At 70.6% G+C, this 16,798-nt stretch carries 15 protein-coding genes; 10 read left to right on the top strand and 5 right to left on the bottom strand.

Going from position 1 to position 16,798, the window contains the following annotated elements:
* Position 1 precedes the first annotated feature (1 nt).
* The 6 genes from G7071_RS02870 (at position 2) to G7071_RS02845 (ending at position 7,197) form a co-directional block, all read left to right on the top strand.
* Positions 2-1,675, top strand: coding sequence for an L-aspartate oxidase (locus G7071_RS02870; protein ID WP_166314693.1), 1,674 nt, complete (start codon positions 2-4; stop codon positions 1,673-1,675).
* The gene (gene nadC, locus G7071_RS02865; protein ID WP_166314690.1) at positions 1,672-2,610 is read left to right on the top strand and encodes a carboxylating nicotinate-nucleotide diphosphorylase; all 939 of its coding nucleotides are present in this window, start codon (positions 1,672-1,674) and stop codon (positions 2,608-2,610) included. The genes G7071_RS02870 and nadC overlap by 4 nt, the downstream gene beginning before the upstream one ends.
* A 46-nt stretch (positions 2,611-2,656) precedes the next feature.
* Entirely contained in the window at positions 2,657-3,439 is a 783-nt protein-coding gene (locus tag G7071_RS02860) for a type III pantothenate kinase (RefSeq protein ID WP_166314687.1), read from the top strand.
* Positions 3,440-3,529: 90 nt separating this feature from the next.
* The gene (locus G7071_RS02855) at positions 3,530-3,856 is read left to right on the top strand and encodes a histone-like nucleoid-structuring protein Lsr2 (RefSeq protein WP_166314684.1); all 327 of its coding nucleotides are present in this window, start codon (positions 3,530-3,532) and stop codon (positions 3,854-3,856) included.
* Between the two features lie 161 nt (positions 3,857-4,017).
* Positions 4,018-6,597 (top strand): ATP-dependent Clp protease ATP-binding subunit, encoded by a 2,580-nt coding sequence (locus tag G7071_RS02850; protein ID WP_166314681.1) that lies wholly within the window; start codon positions 4,018-4,020, stop codon positions 6,595-6,597.
* 174 nt (positions 6,598-6,771) lie between these two features.
* The gene (locus tag G7071_RS02845; protein WP_166314678.1) at positions 6,772-7,197 is read left to right on the top strand and encodes a hypothetical protein; all 426 of its coding nucleotides are present in this window, start codon (positions 6,772-6,774) and stop codon (positions 7,195-7,197) included.
* Here G7071_RS02845 and G7071_RS02840 read toward each other — a convergent pair whose 3' ends face one another.
* Complete coding sequence (locus tag G7071_RS02840; protein ID WP_166314675.1) at positions 7,198-8,064, bottom strand: A/G-specific adenine glycosylase; 867 nt, start codon at positions 8,062-8,064, stop codon at positions 7,198-7,200. It abuts the gene before it with no gap.
* Positions 8,065-8,144: 80 nt separating this feature from the next.
* Between G7071_RS02840 and G7071_RS02835 the strand changes: the two genes are divergently transcribed.
* Entirely contained in the window at positions 8,145-8,948 is an 804-nt protein-coding gene (locus G7071_RS02835) for a hypothetical protein (protein WP_166314672.1), read from the top strand.
* A gap of 7 nt (positions 8,949-8,955) precedes the next feature.
* On the opposite strand, the gene disA is transcribed toward G7071_RS02835, so the two are convergent.
* Positions 8,956-10,038, bottom strand: coding sequence for a DNA integrity scanning diadenylate cyclase DisA (disA, locus tag G7071_RS02830; protein ID WP_166314669.1), 1,083 nt, complete (start codon positions 10,036-10,038; stop codon positions 8,956-8,958).
* Positions 10,039-10,080: 42 nt separating this feature from the next.
* Entirely contained in the window at positions 10,081-11,472 is a 1,392-nt protein-coding gene (radA, locus tag G7071_RS02825; protein ID WP_166314666.1) for a DNA repair protein RadA, read from the bottom strand.
* A 286-nt stretch (positions 11,473-11,758) separates the two neighbouring features.
* Between radA and G7071_RS02820 the strand changes: the two genes are divergently transcribed.
* The 3 genes from G7071_RS02820 to G7071_RS02810 all read left to right on the top strand — a co-directional run bounded on the left by G7071_RS02820 (position 11,759) and on the right by G7071_RS02810 (position 14,565).
* Entirely contained in the window at positions 11,759-12,802 is a 1,044-nt protein-coding gene (locus G7071_RS02820) for a LacI family DNA-binding transcriptional regulator (protein WP_166314663.1), read from the top strand.
* 69 nt (positions 12,803-12,871) lie between these two features.
* Positions 12,872-13,384: a SigE family RNA polymerase sigma factor gene (locus tag G7071_RS02815; protein ID WP_166314660.1), complete on the top strand. Its 513-nt coding sequence runs from the start codon at positions 12,872-12,874 to the stop codon at positions 13,382-13,384.
* Positions 13,381-14,565, top strand: coding sequence for a hypothetical protein (locus tag G7071_RS02810; RefSeq protein WP_166314657.1), 1,185 nt, complete (start codon positions 13,381-13,383; stop codon positions 14,563-14,565). Before G7071_RS02815 ends, G7071_RS02810 begins: the two co-directional genes overlap by 4 nt.
* 3 nt (positions 14,566-14,568) lie before the next feature.
* Here the strand turns inward: G7071_RS02810 and G7071_RS19800 are convergent, their stop codons facing one another.
* Positions 14,569-15,927 (bottom strand): VOC family protein, encoded by a 1,359-nt coding sequence (locus G7071_RS19800; protein ID WP_343043532.1) that lies wholly within the window; start codon positions 15,925-15,927, stop codon positions 14,569-14,571.
* Between the two features lie 74 nt (positions 15,928-16,001).
* Positions 16,002-16,790 carry a DUF3109 family protein gene (locus tag G7071_RS02795; RefSeq protein WP_166314654.1) on the bottom strand — a complete coding sequence of 263 codons (789 nt, stop codon included), beginning with the start codon at positions 16,788-16,790 and terminating at the stop codon, positions 16,002-16,004.
* Positions 16,791-16,798 lie beyond the last annotated feature (8 nt).

Raw genomic sequence — 16,798 nt, 5'->3', positions numbered from 1 at the left:
GATGCAGTCCTCCCCGAGACTTCCGCAGCGCCTGCGAGCCCCGGAGCCGGGGTGGACCACCCGCGCCGACGTGGTGGTCATCGGTTCCGGGATCGCCGGGCTGACCGCCGCGCTCCGCATCCACGCCGCCGACCGCAGCCTCAAGCTCCTGGTCGTCACCAAGGACGTCCTCAACGCCGGGTCGACGCAGTGGGCCCAGGGCGGGATCGCGGCCGCTCTCGGACCCGAGGACACCCCTGACCAGCACCTCCACGACACCCTCGTCGCCGGCGCGGGCGCCTGCGACGTCGAGGCCGTGCGAGCCCTGGTGACCGAGGGCCCGGACGCGGTGCGAGAGCTGATCGCGCTGGGCACCAGGTTCGACCACCACGAGGGGGAGCTGTCGCTGACCCGCGAGGGCGGCCACCACCGCGACCGGATCGCCCACGCGGGCGGCGACGCGACGGGGGCGGAGATCCAGCGGGCGCTCATCGCCGCCGTCGAGCTGGCCCCCGAGATCGAGGTGATCCAGCACGCGCTGGCGGTCGACCTGCTGCTGGCCGGCGACGCCGGGGTGGCCGGGGTGACCCTGCACGTCCTCGGCGAGGGACAGCGCGACGGTGTCGGGGCAGCTCACTGCCGGGCGGTCGTGCTCGCCAGCGGCGGCTTCGGCCAGGTGTTCTCGCAGTCGACCAACCCGAGCGTCTCCACCGGAGACGGTCTGGCGATCGCCGCTCGCGCGGGGGCGACCCTGCGCGACCTCGAGTTCGTCCAGTTCCACCCGACGGTGATGTATCTCGGTCCCGACTCCCAGGGCCAGCAGCCGCTGATCTCCGAGGCGGTGCGTGGCGAGGGTGCCTTCCTCGTCGACTTCGGTGGTGACCGCTTCATGCAGGGGGAGCACGAGCTCGCCGACCTGGCCCCGCGCGACGTCGTCGCCAAGGCCATCACGCGCCGCATGCTCGAGGCCGACAAGCCCCACATGTGGCTCGACGCCCGTCACCTCGGGGCGGAGTTCTGGGAGCGACGCTTCCCCACGATCCTCGCGGTCTGTCGCGAGCACGGCGTCGACCCGGTCACCGAGCTGATCCCCGTCGCTCCGGCGCAGCACTACGCCTCGGGCGGAGTGGCCACCGACCTCGACGGTCGTTCGGACGTGGCCGGCCTCTATGCCACGGGCGAGGTCGCCTGCAGCGGGGTGCACGGCGCCAATCGCCTCGCCTCCAACTCGCTGCTCGAAGGCCTCGTCTTCTCGCGGCGGATCGCCCAGGTGCTGCCGCAGGAGCTGCGTGAGTGGCAGGCACCGAGCGGCGACGACCCGCGTCGTCCCGGACTGGTCGACGGCCGGCTGCGCGCCGATCTCCAGGCGACGATGACGACCAAGGTGGGCGTCCTGCGGACCGCGGAGGGCATGACGCAGGCCGTCGAGTGGCTGCAGGCGTGCGACACCGACGCGGGTGCGGTCCCCGGCGTCGACGGCTGGGAGACGACCAACCTGCTGACCCTGAGCAGTGCGCTGGCGCAGGCGGCGCTCGGGCGCGAGGAGACCCGGGGATCGCACTGGCGCGAGGACTTCCCCGAACGAGACGACGTGACCCAGGCCGGTCACATCGACACCCGGCTGGTCGACGGGCGGCTGGGCCAGGAGTTCTGTCCCGCACCCTCGACCGACCCGACCACTGGAGCAGTCGCATGACGCCGTACGCCGACCTGCCGCCCGAGCTCCTGCGCGAGATCACCGACGCGGGGCTCGACCCGGAGGCGCTGTATGCCGACATCGAGCGAGCGCTCGCCGAGGACCTCCCCGGCGGTGCCGTCGACGCCACGAGTGCCGCGACCATCTCCGCGGACGCCCGCGGCCGGGCTGACTTCGCCGCGCGCGAGCCTGGCGTCGTGGCCGGGCTCGGGGTCGCGGCCATGGTGTTCGCCCAGGTCATGGGGGAGTCGGTCCAGATCACCGACCGGGTCCCCGACGGGACTCGCGTCGGCCCCGGCGACGTGGTCATGCGCGTCGCAGGTCCCACCCGCGGGCTGCTGACAGCAGAGCGGACGGCCCTCAACTACGCCAGCCACCTCTCGGGAGTGGCGACCGGCACCGCGCACTGGGTCGACGCGCTCGAGGGCACGACGGCGAAGGTCCTCGACACCCGCAAGACCCTGCCCGGCTGGCGAGCGTTGCAGAAATACGCCGTCCGGTGCGGCGGTGGGGTCAACCACCGCTTCTCGCTGTCCGACATGGCGATGGTCAAGGACAACCACGTCATCGCAGCCGGTGGGGTCGTGCCGGCTCTCGAGGCCCTGCGCTCGGCCTTCCCCGGTCTGCCCGTCGAGGTCGAGGTCACCGACCTCGACCAGCTGCGCGAGCTGCTCGACGCAGGCTGCCAGCGGATCCTGCTCGACAACATGTCGACCGAGACGATGGCCGAGGCAGTGCGGATCAATGCCGGCCGCGCGGTGCTGGAGGCCTCGGGTGGTCTCACGCTCGAGCGGGCGCGTGAGGTCGGCGAGACCGGTGTCGACTACATCTCGGTGGGAGCCCTGACCCACTCGGTGAAGGTCTTCGACCTGGGCATGGACCTCGTGGACGAAGCCGACCCGCGCGTCGCTGAGCAGGACGGGGCACTGACGTGACCGTGCGCGGCTCGTGCGAGTCCACCAGACAGCCCGTGGACGAGGGATGAGCCTGCTCGCCGCCGACATCGGCAACTCCGACACCGTGCTGGGGCTCCTCGACGGCGCCGACGTCGTGGCCCACTGGCGGGTCTCGACCGACGAGCGGCGCACGTCCGACGAGTGGGCGGTGCTCGTGCGCGGGTTGCTCGCGGAGTCGGGCAGAGCCGTGGACGGCATCGCCGTGTGTGCGACGGTGCCGGCCGTGCTGCACGAATGGCGTGACATGCTCGCTCGCCATTTCAAGGACATTGAGTGTGTCGTCGTCGAACCCGGTGTGCGCACCGGGGTGTCGGTCCTGATGGACAATCCGCGCGAAGTGGGCGCCGATCGCATCATCAATGCCTTGGCCGCGGCGAACGAATTCGGGGGTCCGGCCATCGTCGTCGATTTCGGCGGAACCGCGACGACGTTCGACGTCGTGAGTGCCTCCGGTCAGTATGTCGGTGGCGCTATTGCTCCCGGGATCGAGATCTCCCTCGAGGCGCTCGGGCGGCGGGGGGCACAGCTGCGCAAGGTCGAGCTGATGCGTCCGCGCTCGGTCATCGCGAAGAACACCGTCGAGGCCTTGCAGAGCGGGATGTTGTTCGGTGTCGCTGCCCAGGTCGAGGGAATGGTGGCGCGGATGATCGACGAGCTGGGTGTGCCGAGGACGAGCGTCAACGTCATATCGACCGGGCACCTGTCGGGACTCGTGCGCGATGAATGCGATTGTTTCACCGCCGATTCCCCGTGGCTGACCCTTCAGGGCTTGCGGCTGGTGTTCGAGCGCAACTCGATCAGTCGATAGACGTGAATTCGCCAATTGCTCCCCAACTTGAAAGGGGCGTATTGTCTGCACGTCCACCGCACGGGGTCTTTGATGGAATGAGGAATTCGAATGGCGCAAAAGGTCAACATCACTCTGGTCGATGACATCGACGGCAGCGAGGCGGACGAGACCCTCACCTTCGGTCTGGACGGCACGACCTACGAGATCGACCTCAACGACGCCAACGCCGCGGCGTTGCGCGAGGCACTGAGCGGCTATGTGGGTCACGCCCGCAAGGTCAGCGGCTCGAGCCGTCGTGGTCGCAAGGCCACGTCGTCGGCGGGCGGCTCCAACACCAAGGACGTGCGTGAGTGGGCCAGGAGCCAGGGCATGGACGTCTCCGAGCGCGGCCGCATCTCCGCGGACATCCAGAAGGCCTACGACGCCGCTCACTGAGCCGTCGTCACGCAGCCGGGGCTGTTCGCTGTCAGCGGACGCCTCGGCTGCGTCGTTGGGAACACGTAGGGTGGAGTCGGGCGTTGAGCCCATTGTCTGCCTGACCTCCCAGCGTCCACGTCGTGAGGTCTGCCGCAGACCACAGACGTGAAGGAGCGCACATGTTCGAGCGGTTCACCGACCGAGCCCGACGAGTTGTCGTGCTGGCCCAGGAAGAGGCCCGCATGCTCTCCCACAACTACATCGGGACCGAGCACATCCTGCTCGGGCTCATCCACGAGGGCGAGGGCGTCGCCGCGAAGGCGCTGGAGTCGCTCGACATCTCGCTGGAGGCCGTCCGCGCCCAGGTCGAGGAGATCATCGGCCAGGGCCAGCAAGCGCCGTCGGGACACATCCCGTTCACGCCCCGCGCCAAGAAGGTGCTCGAGCTCTCGCTGCGCGAGGCGCTCCAGCTGGGCCACTCCTACATCGGCACCGAGCACATCCTGCTCGGCCTGATCCGCGAGGGTGAAGGCGTCGCCGCCCAAGTGCTGCAGAAGCTCGGCGCCGACCTCAACCGGGTGCGCCAGCAGGTCATCCAGCTGCTCTCGGGCTTCCAGGGCAAGGAATCGGCCGCCAGTGGTGCTGCCGCGAGCGGCTCGGGATCCGAGACGCCGTCCAGCTCGCTGGTCCTCGACCAGTTCGGACGCAACCTGACCCAGGCTGCCCGTGAGGGCAAGCTCGACCCGGTCATCGGTCGTGGCCAGGAGATCGAGCGGGTCATGCAGATCCTCTCGCGACGGACGAAGAACAACCCCGTCCTGATCGGCGAGCCCGGCGTCGGCAAGACCACCATCGTCGAGGGGCTGGCCCAGGACATCGTCAAGGGCAACGTGCCCGAGACGCTCAAGGACAAGCACATCTACACCCTCGACCTCGGCGCCCTGGTGGCCGGCTCGCGCTATCGCGGGGACTTCGAGGAGCGCCTCAAGAAGGTGCTCAAGGAGATCCGCACGCGCGGCGACATCGTGCTGTTCATCGACGAGATCCACACCCTCGTCGGTGCGGGCGCGGCCGAGGGCGCGATCGACGCGGCCTCGATCCTCAAGCCGATGCTGGCCCGGGGCGAGCTGCAGACGATCGGTGCGACCACCCTGGACGAATACCGCAAGTACCTGGAGAAGGACGCAGCGCTCGAGCGTCGCTTCCAGCCCATCCAGGTCCAGGAGCCCTCGATCGCGCACACGATCGAGATGCTCAAGGGGCTCCGCGACCGCTACGAGGCCCACCACCGCGTGACGATCACCGACGAGGCGCTCGTCTCGGCCGCCACCCTGGCCGACCGCTACATCTCCGACCGCTTCCTGCCCGACAAGGCCATCGACCTGATCGACGAGGCCGGCTCGCGGCTGCGCATCCGTCGGATGACGGCGCCGGCCGACCTGCGCGAGTTCGACGACAAGATCGCCGACGTCCGCCAGCGCAAGGAAGCCGCCATCGACGGCCAGGACTTCGAGGCCGCGGCGCGCCTGCGCGACGAGGAGAAGCAGCTCATCGCCCGCAAGTCCGAGCGGGAGACGCAGTGGCGCTCCGGTGACATGGACGAGGTCGCCGAGGTCGACGAGGAGCTGATCGCCGAGGTCCTGGCCGTGGCGACCGGCATCCCGATCGTCAAGCTCTCCGAGGAGGAGTCGACCCGACTGCTCAAGATGGAGGACGAGCTCCACAAGCGCGTCATCGGCCAGGAAGAGGCCGTCAAGGCCCTCTCCCGCGCCATCCGGCGCACGCGCGCCGGGCTCAAGGACCCCAAGCGCCCCGGTGGCTCGTTCATCTTCGCCGGCCCCTCGGGAGTCGGGAAGACCTGGTTGTCCAAGACGCTGGCCGACTTCCTGTTCGGTGACGAGGACTCGCTGATCCAGCTCGACATGAGCGAGTTCGGCGAGAAGCACACGATCTCGCGCCTCTTCGGCTCGCCCCCCGGCTATGTCGGCTACGAGGAGGGCGGTCAGCTGACCGAGAAGGTGCGGCGCAAGCCGTTCTCGGTGGTGCTCTTCGACGAGGTCGAGAAGGCCCACCCCGACATCTTCAACAGCCTCCTCCAGATCCTCGAGGAAGGTCGCCTGACCGACTCGCAGGGCCGGGTGGTCGACTTCAAGAACACCGTCATCATCATGACCACCAACCTCGGCACCCGCGACATCGCCAAGGGCCAGAACCTCGGCTTCCAGCAGTCGGGCGACGACAACTCCTACGAGCGGATGAAGAACAAGGTCTCCGAGGAGCTCAAGCAGCACTTCCGGCCCGAGTTCCTCAACCGCGTCGACGAGATCATCGTCTTCCCGCCGCTGTCGCAGGCGCAGATCGTCTCCATGGTCGACAACATGATCGCGGGCGTCGAGCTGCGGCTCAAGGACCGCGACATGCAGCTAGAGCTGACCCAGCCGGCCAAGAACCTGCTGGCCGAGCGGGGCTTCGACCCGGTGCTGGGCGCGCGTCCCCTGCGACGCACGATCCAGCGCGAGATCGAGGACGTGATGGCCGAGAAGATGCTGTTCGGCGAGATCGGCCCCGGTCAGATCGTGCTGGTCGACGTCGAGGGCGAGGGGCCGAGCGCGACGTTCACCTTCCACGGTCAGAAGGTCAGCGCGCTGCCCGACCTGCCGCCGTTCGAGACCGCCGACGTGATCGGCGAGGCTGAGCCTCCGCTCGAAGGACCTGATGACTCGACGGGTCCGGTCGACGTGCCGAAGAGCGACGACTGACAGAGCAGGACCCCGCACGACCTGACGCAGCCCCCGGCCTTCCTCGGCCGGGGGCTGCGTCGTTCTTGGGATATCCATGGGAGAAACGGGGGTCGATCGGCCGGTTTCACCCCCGTTTCTCCCATGGATATCCCCCCAAGCCGGTCCGCGCGCCGGTCCTGCCATCATCGGGTCATGCTGTCGGGGCGGTCGTGGGTCGTGGTGGGCCTGATGGGCGTGGCGTGCGCGGCACTCCTCGTGGTCTGGCAGCAGACACGGCCAACCGCAGTCGACGTACGGCTGCCACCGGCCGGTGCCTCGCACGCCGTCGTGCTGGAGACCTATCTGGCAGCGCTCGTGGCCGAGGACTGCGGCACGGCCACAGGGCTGGGTGACGACACGTTCACGGTCGGCAACGGTGAGCTCTGCGGCGAGGTGGACGTGAAGGCGTTCGAGCCGATCGGCGAGCCAGCGAGCCCTGACGCCGAGGTCACCTATTCGACGGTGCTCACGGTCCGTGGCGGTGACGAGACGATCGGCCCAGGAAGGCTGACGTGGTTCTACTCGTTGGCGAAGCGCGACGGGGAGTGGCGACTGGTCGGGGGTGGGTCCGGCCCCTGATCAGGGCAGGGCGTATGCCGAGGGGCCAGCCGGCGTTATCAGCCCGTCGGCGACCAGGCTGGCCAGGCAACGCTCTCGCTGGGTCGCGTCGGGCCACGCTGCGTCGATCCGCGAGGAGTGGACGGGCCCGTCGTGGTCGCGCAGCAGCGCCATGATCCGGCCGCGGCACTGCCGGTCGGTGCCGTCCCAGGCCTGGCCACGGCGTGGCGGGCCGTCGTGCGCCGGTCGCCCGGCGGCCAGCCAGGCGCACCGGTCGGCGATCGGGCAGGAGTCGCAGCGGGGGTCACGCGCTGTGCAGACGAGGGCGCCGAGCTCCATCACCGCGACCGCCCAGGTCGCGGCGAGCGCAGGAGCGTCCGGGAGCAGCTCGGCGCCCAGCTCTCGCTCGGCCCTGGTGACCGAAGGCGGCGGGAGCTCGGTCCCGCCCACCGCCCGGGCGAAGACACGACGGACGTTGGTGTCGAGGACGACGTGGCGCTGTCCGAAGGCGAAGCTGGCGATCGCGGACGCGGTGTAGTCGCCGATCCCGGGCAGGGCCAGCAGCTCGGCATACGTCCTCGGCACCTCCCCGCCGTGGTCGTCGACGATCGCTCTCGCGGCTGCGTGGAGTCGCAGGGCACGGCGCGGATAGCCGAGTCGGCCCCAGGCGCGCACCGCCTCCCCGGCCGGTTCCACGGCCAGGTCGGCCGGCGTCGGCCAGCGCTCCAGCCAGCGCTCGTGCACGGGCAGCACCCGGGCCACGGGTGTCTGCTGGAGCATGAACTCCGAGACCATGACCGACCAGGCCGATGCCGACGGGGAGCGCCACGCGAGGTCGCGGGCGTTGTCGTCGTACCACCCGAGGACGGGGGCGTGGAGGTCGCTCATCGACGCAGATCGTATGTCGATTGCCGCCCTGCACGGTGTGGGAGCCCCACCGGAGCGCCGGCTCTGCCTACGGTGTCGACATGCCTTCCCCGCCGCTGAAGCCCCGCGGCCCGCTGCCTCCGCGCGTCTACTGGACCCGCCGGCTCGTGCTGCTGGCGATGGCGCTGGTGCTGGTGATCGGTGTGGCCAAGCTGCTGGGCAGCTCGAGCGACGCCTCCGACCCGTCCTCGGAGGAGAAGGCCGTCACCGCCGGCGCTTCGACGACCAGCCCTGCGACGCAGACTGCCGCACCGCGGGTGAAGAAGAAGCGGAAGAAGCAGACCCCCACCGAACCGCCGCTCGCCGAGCCGACCGGGCCGTGCGCCAACAGTGACATCGTGGCGACGCCGGTCGTGGCCGAGGCGTATGGCGACACGGACGTCGCGATCACGCTCAACCTCCGCGCTTTGGAGACACCCGCCTGCACCTGGACCGTCTCCGCCGAGACGCTGACCGTGTCCATCACCTCGGGCGACGACTTCATCTGGGGCAGCCGCCACTGCCCGACGAGCATCCCGGTCCAGGACGTCGTCGTTCGGCAGGCAGTCGACGCGCCGGTCCAGGTCGTCTGGCCGGGCGCACGACGCTCCGACGAGGACTGCTCCACGAACACCGACTGGGCCCTGCCGGGCTTCTACCACGTCGAAGCAGCCGCCCTGGGCGGCGAACCCACCGACGTCCAGTTCGAGCTGGTCGTCCGTCCCAGCGAGGTCATCACCAAGACCGTCACGCCCAAGCCGCGCCCCCAGAGCAAGAAGTCCGCTCGGGACACGACGCCCGCGCCGGGGGAGAGCGACACCGCCCACACGCCCGGTGAGCAGGGCGGCGGCAACTCCGAGGGCTGAGCTCGTCTCAGATGTAGCGCTCGGTGATGCTGGACTCCGCGAGCCGGGAGAGTCCCTCGCGGACGCTGCGGGCGCGGAGCTCGCCAACGCCCTCGACCGCCTGGAGGTCGTCGATGGTGGCCGAGAGCAGCGGCTGGAGCCCGCCGAAGTGTTCGACGAGCCGTTCGACGACGGGGCTGGGCAGGCGCGGGACCTTGGCCAGCAGCCGGTGACCGCGGGGGGCCACCGCGCCGTCGAGGTGCTCACCGGTGCCGAGCCCCAGCACAGCCGCGACGGACCCCGGATCGACGAGGTCTGTGGGGGACAGGCCGGCCAGGTCGGCAAGCATCGACTCGGGCGTGGTCTTGCGGCGCTTGCCCGTCGGCAGGTAGTCGCGCACGACCAGCTCGCGCTCGGCGTCGACGCCGGTGATCAGCTCCTCGAGCTGGAGTGACAGCAGACGACCGTCGGTGCCGAGCTCGAGGACGTAGTCGTCGATCTCACGCGCGATCCGGGTCACCATCTCGAGCCGTTGGGCGACCACGGCGACGTCGCGGACGGTCACCAGGTCCTCGATCTCGAGGGCGGACAGGGTCGCGGACACCTCGTCGAGGCGCATCTTGTAGCGCTCGAGGGTGGCGAGGGCCTGGTTGGCGCGGGAGAGGATCTGGCCGGAGTCCTCCAGCACGTGGCGGATCTGGCCGACATAGGCGGCGATGATCTGCATCGACTGGGACACCGAGACGACGGGGAAGCCGGTCTGCTTGGCAACGCGCTCGGCGGTGCGGTGGCGGGTGCCGGTCTCCTCGGAGGGGATGGTGTGGTCGGGCATGAGGTGCACGGCCGCTCGATGGATCCGGGTGATGTCCTTGTCGATGATGATCGCGCCATCCATCTTGGCCAGCTCGCGCAGGCCGGTGGCGGTGAAGGGCACGTCGAGGGTGAAGCCCCCGGTGGCGATCGAGTCCACGGTCTTGTCGATGCCCAGGACGATCAGCGCGCCGGTGCGCCCGCGCAGGATTCGCTCGAGGCCGTCGCGCAGGGCGGTGCCCGGCGCGATCTCGGCCAGCGTGGCCCGCAGGCGCAGTTGGTCCGGAGTTCGCTCGGCCACCGTTGTCCTCCCCGTGTCTGCGCGAGTCGCGCGGCCTTGAGTCTAGGGCGTGCTGACGCCGACGGTGCGCAGGGCGGACCTGACCGACGTCACGTCGAGCACCTGCATGCCGTCCACGGCGCCCCGCCTCGGCGCAGCTTCCCCGCCTGCCGGGCTCGGCTCACTGGGAACGACCGCGACCCGGAACCCCAGCCGGGCAGCCTCGGCCAGCCGCTGCGGCAGGTCGCGGACGCGGCGCAGCTCACCGGCGAGTCCGATCTCTCCCATCGCGACGACGCCCTTGGGCGGTGCGATGCCGCTGGTGGAGCTGGCGATGGCGATCGCGATCGCCAGGTCGGCGGCAGGCTCGGTGATCCGCGCGCCACCGACGGTGGAGGCGAAGACGTCGTGCTGGTGGAGCCTGATGCCGGCGTGCTGCTGGAGGACGGCGAGGATCATCGCCACCCGGGAGCCGTCGATGCCGGACGTCGTACGGCGCGGACGCTCCAGCGGCGAGGGCGTCACCAGCGCCTGCACCTCCGCGAGCATCGGCCGCCGCCCCTCCATCGTGACTGCCACGCAGGTGCCGGGGACCTGGGAGGAGTGGTGCTCGACGAAGAGGCCGGTCGGGTCGGTGACGGCGCGGATGCCCTCCGAGGACAGGTCGAAGCACCCGACCTCGTCGATCGGGCCGAACCGGTTCTTCATCGCCCGCACCATCCGGAACCGCGAGTTGCGGTCGCCCTCGAAGTGGAGGACGACGTCGACGAGGTGCTCGAGGACGCGCGGCCCGGCGATCGAGCCGTCCTTGGTGACGTGGCCGACGAGGACCGTGGTGATGTTGCGCGTCTTGGCGACCCGGATCAGCGCGGCCGCCACCTCCTTGACCTGGGTGACGCCGCCGGGCACCCCCTCGACGCCGCTCGCACCGATGGTCTGCACCGAGTCGATCACCAGGAGTGTCGGCCGCACCTGCTCGATGTGGCTCAGCACGGCGCCGAGGTCGGTCTCCGCGGCGAGGAACAGCTCGTCGTGGACCCCGCCGGTGCGGTCGGCGCGCAGACGGACCTGGGAGGCCGACTCCTCACCAGTGACATAGAGCGTGCGGGTGCGGACCCGGGCGGTCTGTGCTGCCACCTCGAGGAGCAGCGTGCTCTTGCCGACCCCCGGCTCGCCGGCGAGCAGGATCGCCGCACCGGGCACGAGCCCCCCGCCGAGGACCCGATCGAGCTCGGGCACGCCGCTGCTGCGGAACTTCGAGTCCTCCACCGAGACCTGGCCGATCGGCACGGCGGGGCTGGTCACGGGCGATGCGGTGGCCCGCAGTGTCGGCGCGGCGGCCTCGACGACCGAGCCCCAGGCCTGGCACTCGCCGCAGCGCCCGACCCACTTCGACGTCTCCCACCCGCACTCCGAGCATCGGTGGGCCGGACGGGACCTGGCGGTTTTGCTCATGGGAGGAACCTAGGCGAGCCCTCCGACAGCGACTGACGCGCGGGGCGAGCCCAAGGCTGGGCGAGCCCGGGGCTGGGCGAGCAACTGGCGGCGGCCGACGGCGGGATCGCCGTACGACGTGTCGTGCGCCGCCATTTGCGAAAGGGGTCGCCGTACGACGTGTCGCGCGCCGCCGCTTGCGAGGGGGATGGTCGTCCGAGGTGTCACACCACCAGTCGGGAGCGCGGCCGTCCACGCCCGGCGCCGCGGATATGCTTCGTGGGATTGGAACGATCAAGGAGACCTGATGTCGCGCACGGAGCCCTGGCTCACCGGACACATCCCGGTGTCGCCACCGACGCTCGCCGACGTCGCCGAGCGGGCCGGGGTCTCGCGCCAGACCGTCTCCAACGCCGTCAACAACCCCGACCTCCTCCGGCCGGGCACCCTCGAGCGGGTCCGCGCGGCCATCGCGGAGATGGGCTATTCCCCCAACCGCGCCGCCCGCAACCTGCGCACCCGGACGAGCCAGCTGATCGGGCTGCGGGTCTCGCCCGTGCAGGAGGGCACCGCGAACGCGATGATGGACCGGTTCGTGCACACGCTCGTCGACAACTCCGCAGCCGCCGGCTATCACGTGCTTCTCTTCGCCGGCGACGACGACGACCCGGTGACCGGCTACGAGCGCCTGCTGCGCGCCACCGCTGTCGATGCCTTCGTCGTCACCGACACCTATCTCGGCAACCCGCAGGCGACCTGGCTCAGTGCCCACCGTGCGCCGTTCGTGGCCTTCGGTCGTCCCTGGGACCAGCCCGAGGCGACCCACCCCTGGGTCGACGTCGACGGCGCAGCCGGCACCCGCCTCGCCACCGAGCACCTCCTCGACAGGGGCCACACCCGGATCGCCTGGATCGGCTGGCGCAAGGACTCAGCGATCGGCGAGGACCGCCGCTCGGGCTGGCTGGGCGCCATGCACGCCGCCGGCCTGCCCACGACCGGGCTCGCATCCCGGGTGGAGGACACCGTCCAGAGCGGGGCCGAGGCGGCCGCCGTGCTCCTCGACGAGTCAGCGCCGACAGCCTTCGTCTGTGCGTCGGACACCCTGGCGATGGGCGTGCTCCACACGCTCTGGATCCGCCAGCTCGCCCCCGGTCGCGACGTCGCCGTGATCGGCTTCGACGACTCCCAGGTCGCCCAGGTCTTCCCGGTCGGGCTGACGTCGGTGCGACAGCCGCTGGAGGACGTCGCGAGCGAGATCGTCCTGGCCCTGGAAGGCCTGCTCGGCCACGTGCATGCGCCGGCCCCGGGCGTGCTCCTGACCCCGACGCTCGCCATCCGCGAATCCAGCTGACCCCCACGTCAACCGGCCGGGACCGCCCAGCGTCTTCTCTCGCAAGACCCGCCTGACACAGGAGATGCCGTGGCCCGACGCGATGAGGACTTCGTCGCCTTCGTCGACGCACGCTCTGCTGCCCTGCTGAGGACGGCCCGGCTGCTGTCGGCCGGCGACCGGCACGCCGCCGAGGACCTGGTGCAGACGGCGCTGGAGCGGGCCTATGTCGCCTGGCCGCGGATCAAGCGGCAGGAGGCCCAGGAGTCCTACGTCCGCTCGATCATGACGCGGGCGGCCATCGATCGGACGCGCCGCAAGCAGCGCCGCGGTGAGGTCCTCACCGACGAGCTCCCCGAGTCGGTCGACATCCCCGCGGGGCCCGAGGACCGCGATGCCGTGTGGCGCCTGCTCGCCGCCCTGTCGCCACGCCAGCGCGCGGTGCTGGTGCTGCGCTACTACGAAGACCTCACCGAGGCGCAGATCGCCGAGACGCTCGGCTGCAGCCCGGGCACTGTCAAGGCCCATGCCTCCCGCGGGGTCGCGCTCATGCGCGAGCTCTGCGCGGACACGCCTCTCGACCCGACGGGAACGACCCGATGACCATCGACCCCGAGATCCGCGATCGCATCCACGCCGCCGTCGACCAAGACACTGCTCCACCAGGGCTCGCCGAGCTCGTCGTGCGTCGTGGGCGGCGTCGACGGGCTCGGAGGTACGCCATCGCTGGGCTCGCAGGCGCAGTCATCGTCGGCGCGACCAGTGCCGCGGTGAAGCTATCTGAAGCGACGGGGACGCGGAGTGCCGAGGTGGCAGGCAACCAGCAGACGGCATGGGCGTGGGCCCGTTCCCTGCCCGAGGGGCCTCCCGCCGACGTCCCCTTCTTCGGGGAGGGCGGGTTGCACGACGGTGACGAGGTCGTCCCCGTGCCTGACAGGGTGATCCGCAGCGGGTCCATCGCTCCGTATCGAGTGTCCGGAGGGTGGTTGGTGCTGGTGGGCATCGCCCAGGAACTGGCACCCGCAGTGCTGTCGCCCGACGGATCGCTGCGTGAGCTGCCTCCCTGGCAGTACCCCGAGCACTCCAACGATGCCACCGTGGTGGCGTCGGCTGATGGCACCCAGGTGGCTTACGGAGATCGCGTCCTCGACCTGGGGACGCGTGACAGGACCTCGATACCGAGGCAGCCGGGCGAGGAGATTCGCCTGATCGGGTTCAGCGAGGAGGGCCTGGTCTACCAACTGACCGGTCCGACGCGGACGACGACCAGGCTGCTGTCCCCTGATGGGAGGGCCGTGGACGTCGCCCTGCCCGCCGGCGCGTACGTCTCCCCGCGTTGGCCCGCGGACGTGGCCCTGTCCTACCCAGAGTCAGTGGACGAGTGCGTGGTGTCCTGGGAGCTGGTCGACTTGCACTGGGTGGAGCGGTCGCCCGGGTGCAGGGAACGCGCGCCAGGGCGGCCGTCCGATGTGTCGCCCGATGGTCGTTGGGTGCTCACCGACGACCTGCCCGAGGTGTGGGCCCTGGAGGAGGGCAGGTTCAGCGAGGTCGCCGTGCCGCGTGCCACGGAGGAGCGTTGGGGCTACCCCGTGTTCGCCTTCTCGAGCTGGGAGTCCACGGACACCTTCCTGATCCCCGTGACGGACCCGCCGGCGAGCGGAGATGACCGGGACGGCACAGACTCGGCTGTCCAGTTGGTCCGCTGCACGATGTCGACCGGCGACTGCGAAAGGGCCGGTGAGGAGACGATGTTGGGACCCGACTGGCCGCTCGGCCTGGGGTGATCGTCAGAAGGCGCGCCACCACACGTTGACGGCATAGTCGACGTCGGTCCCGGTGTGCGAGGCGAGGATCTCATCGGCGACGGCGGGCGCGAACTCGATCCGCACCACCGCCTCGAGGTCGGCCCGCGTCTCGAACGACCAGCCCATGTCGACCCCGATCCTGCTCCAGCCCCGCAGCGACCAGAACCGCTCGATCGCGTCCGGGTCGATGGTGGGGTAGCCGCGCCGGAACCACGCGCCGAAGGTCGAGCGCGACCCGTCGTTGTCGATCACGAAGGCCGTCCCGCCGCGCGCCATCACGCGATCCAGCTCGGCGAGCCCGGGCTCGCAGCCCGGTCCGAAGAAGTAGGCCCAGCGGGCGTGCGCGACGTCGATCGACGCGTCCGCGACGGGGAGGGACTGCGCCGTAGCGACTTCGACGGTGACGTTGTGCGACCTGCGCGTACGGCGACGAGCCAGCGCCGCGAGGTCGGGGTGGGGCTCGACGCCGACGACTGTCGCAGCCGTGGCCGCCCAGCGCGGGAGGTGGAACCCGTTGCCGCAGCCGATGTCGAGGAAGCGCGCACCGTCCCAGGCGGCGACCGATGCCATGGCCCCCTCGATCCGCCCGTGCGGGTCGGCGGCGCGGTTCTCGATCTCGTAGGTCGCCGGGTTGTGCCAGATGTTGGGTGACGGCGTCGCGCCCGCGCGCCGGGGCGGGTCGGTGCGCGGGGTCACCCGGGGATCAGAGCCGGACGAGACCCGACGGCGTCTGGAACTGCGCGGCCAGGATCCCGGGGTGCCGTTGGGGGCGACCCACTCGACCTTGACGTCCTCGAGCGGCGCCTCGACGGTCTCGCCGAGCCACTCGCTCACCCGCTGTGGGTCGCCGGCGATCTCGAGGGTGGCGAGGGAGAAGTCGCTGTCGGCGCCGTTGCTCGGGTGCATCTCGGCGGGTGACTCCCACTTGATGAAGAACGGCAGCTGCGGGTCGTCCATCAGGCTGTTGACACCGATCTGGCGCCAGAGCAGCTCCTCGCCGTTGGGCAGGTGTCGGTTGCCCTTGACCGACTCACGGCCCAGACGCACCTCGAGCTCGGCGAGGTCGTCGACGGCCACGACCCAGCCGAGCCAGCCGCCACCGGCAGCCGAGCGCGCGCGCACGGCCTGGCCGAACGGCGCCTTGTCGCTGGCGGGGTGGTCGAGGCACTCGACGATCTCGAGGTAGTTGCCACCGTCGAGCGGCAGGATCATGTTGCGGGTGCCGAAGCGGGGATGCACACCTCCGTCGCTGAACTGCTTGCCGAGCAGGCTGCCGAGGCGCTCGGCGGTGCTGGCGAGACCGTCGGGTCCGGCGGCGAACGAGAGGTGGTCCAGGCGCATGCAGGCATTCTGAACCCGCTGTCCGAGCACCCCGCACAGGGGGTCGAGTTCTCTTGACGTCGAGAAAAGAATTGTCAGCGTGGGTCGGCGGGATGGAGCGCCAGGGCCGAGCGCGACCGCACGTGTGCCTCGCAGTGGCGGACGAGCTCGGCATAGCCGGCCGGTCCCATCAGCTCGGTCAGCTCCGCTGAATGCGTCACGAACACCGGCTCGAGGGCGACGTGCGCCTCGGTGTTGCCCGAGCAGTACCAGTCGAGGTCGTGGCCGCCCGAGCCCCAGCCACGCCTGTCGTACTCGCCGATCCCGACCTCGGTGTAGGAAGTCGCGTCCGTGCGCTCGACGGTGCGGAAAGTGCGCCGGATCGGGAGCTGCCAGCAGACGTCGGGCTTGGTCTCCAGCGGGTTGCGGCCCTGCTGCAGGGCGAGGAGGTGCAGGGCGCAGCCGGCCCCGATCTGCTCGCCCCGACCGTCCGGGGGAGCGAAGTCGGCCCGGTTGTGGAACACGCACGCCGACTGCCCGTCGTGCTCCAGGGTGCGGGTCTTGCGATCCCCGTCGTCGTCGGTCTCGATCCAGTCGGCCTTCTTCACCTTCGCCCTGCGTGGGTGGAACTGCCAGGTGTCGGGCGTGAGCTGGGCGACGAACGTCGCAACCCGGGACTCGTCGTCCTTGTCCGCGAAGTGGGCACCGAGGGTGCAGCAGCCGGTGTCGGGGGCGTCGGCATAGATGCCCTGGCAGCCCTGGCCGAAGATGCAGGTGTAGCTCGACGTCAGCCACGTCAGGTCGCAGCGGAAGATCTGGTCGGCGTCGGCCGGGTCGGCGAACTCCACGAACGCACGGGGGAACACCAGGTCGACTTCGGGCACTGGCTGAT

This window comes from Nocardioides piscis (assembly GCF_011300215.1).
GTDB classification, from domain to species: domain Bacteria; phylum Actinomycetota; class Actinomycetes; order Propionibacteriales; family Nocardioidaceae; genus Nocardioides; species Nocardioides piscis.
Note: the sequence above shows the minus strand (reverse complement) of the source record. Positions and strands in the feature narration are given on the sequence as shown.

What these genes read in the sequence shown, in the direction of transcription:
- radA (WP_166314666.1), bottom strand. Translation starts at nt 11,472, where the DNA reads ATGAGCAAAACCGCCAGGTCCCGTCCGGCCCACCGATGCTCGGAGTGC.
- G7071_RS02840 (WP_166314675.1), bottom strand. Translation starts at nt 8,064, where the DNA reads ATGAGCGACCTCCACGCCCCCGTCCTCGGGTGGTACGACGACAACGCC.
- nadC (WP_166314690.1), top strand. Translation starts at nt 1,672, where the DNA reads ATGACGCCGTACGCCGACCTGCCGCCCGAGCTCCTGCGCGAGATCACC.
- G7071_RS02820 (WP_166314663.1), top strand. Translation starts at nt 11,759, where the DNA reads ATGTCGCGCACGGAGCCCTGGCTCACCGGACACATCCCGGTGTCGCCA.
- G7071_RS02835 (WP_166314672.1), top strand. Translation starts at nt 8,145, where the DNA reads ATGCCTTCCCCGCCGCTGAAGCCCCGCGGCCCGCTGCCTCCGCGCGTC.
- G7071_RS02870 (WP_166314693.1), top strand. Translation starts at nt 2, where the DNA reads ATGCAGTCCTCCCCGAGACTTCCGCAGCGCCTGCGAGCCCCGGAGCCG.
- G7071_RS02845 (WP_166314678.1), top strand. Translation starts at nt 6,772, where the DNA reads ATGCTGTCGGGGCGGTCGTGGGTCGTGGTGGGCCTGATGGGCGTGGCG.
- G7071_RS02855 (WP_166314684.1), top strand. Translation starts at nt 3,530, where the DNA reads ATGGCGCAAAAGGTCAACATCACTCTGGTCGATGACATCGACGGCAGC.
- G7071_RS19800 (WP_343043532.1), bottom strand. Translation starts at nt 15,927, where the DNA reads ATGCGCCTGGACCACCTCTCGTTCGCCGCCGGACCCGACGGTCTCGCC.
- G7071_RS02810 (WP_166314657.1), top strand. Translation starts at nt 13,381, where the DNA reads ATGACCATCGACCCCGAGATCCGCGATCGCATCCACGCCGCCGTCGAC.
- G7071_RS02860 (WP_166314687.1), top strand. Translation starts at nt 2,657, where the DNA reads ATGAGCCTGCTCGCCGCCGACATCGGCAACTCCGACACCGTGCTGGGG.
- G7071_RS02850 (WP_166314681.1), top strand. Translation starts at nt 4,018, where the DNA reads ATGTTCGAGCGGTTCACCGACCGAGCCCGACGAGTTGTCGTGCTGGCC.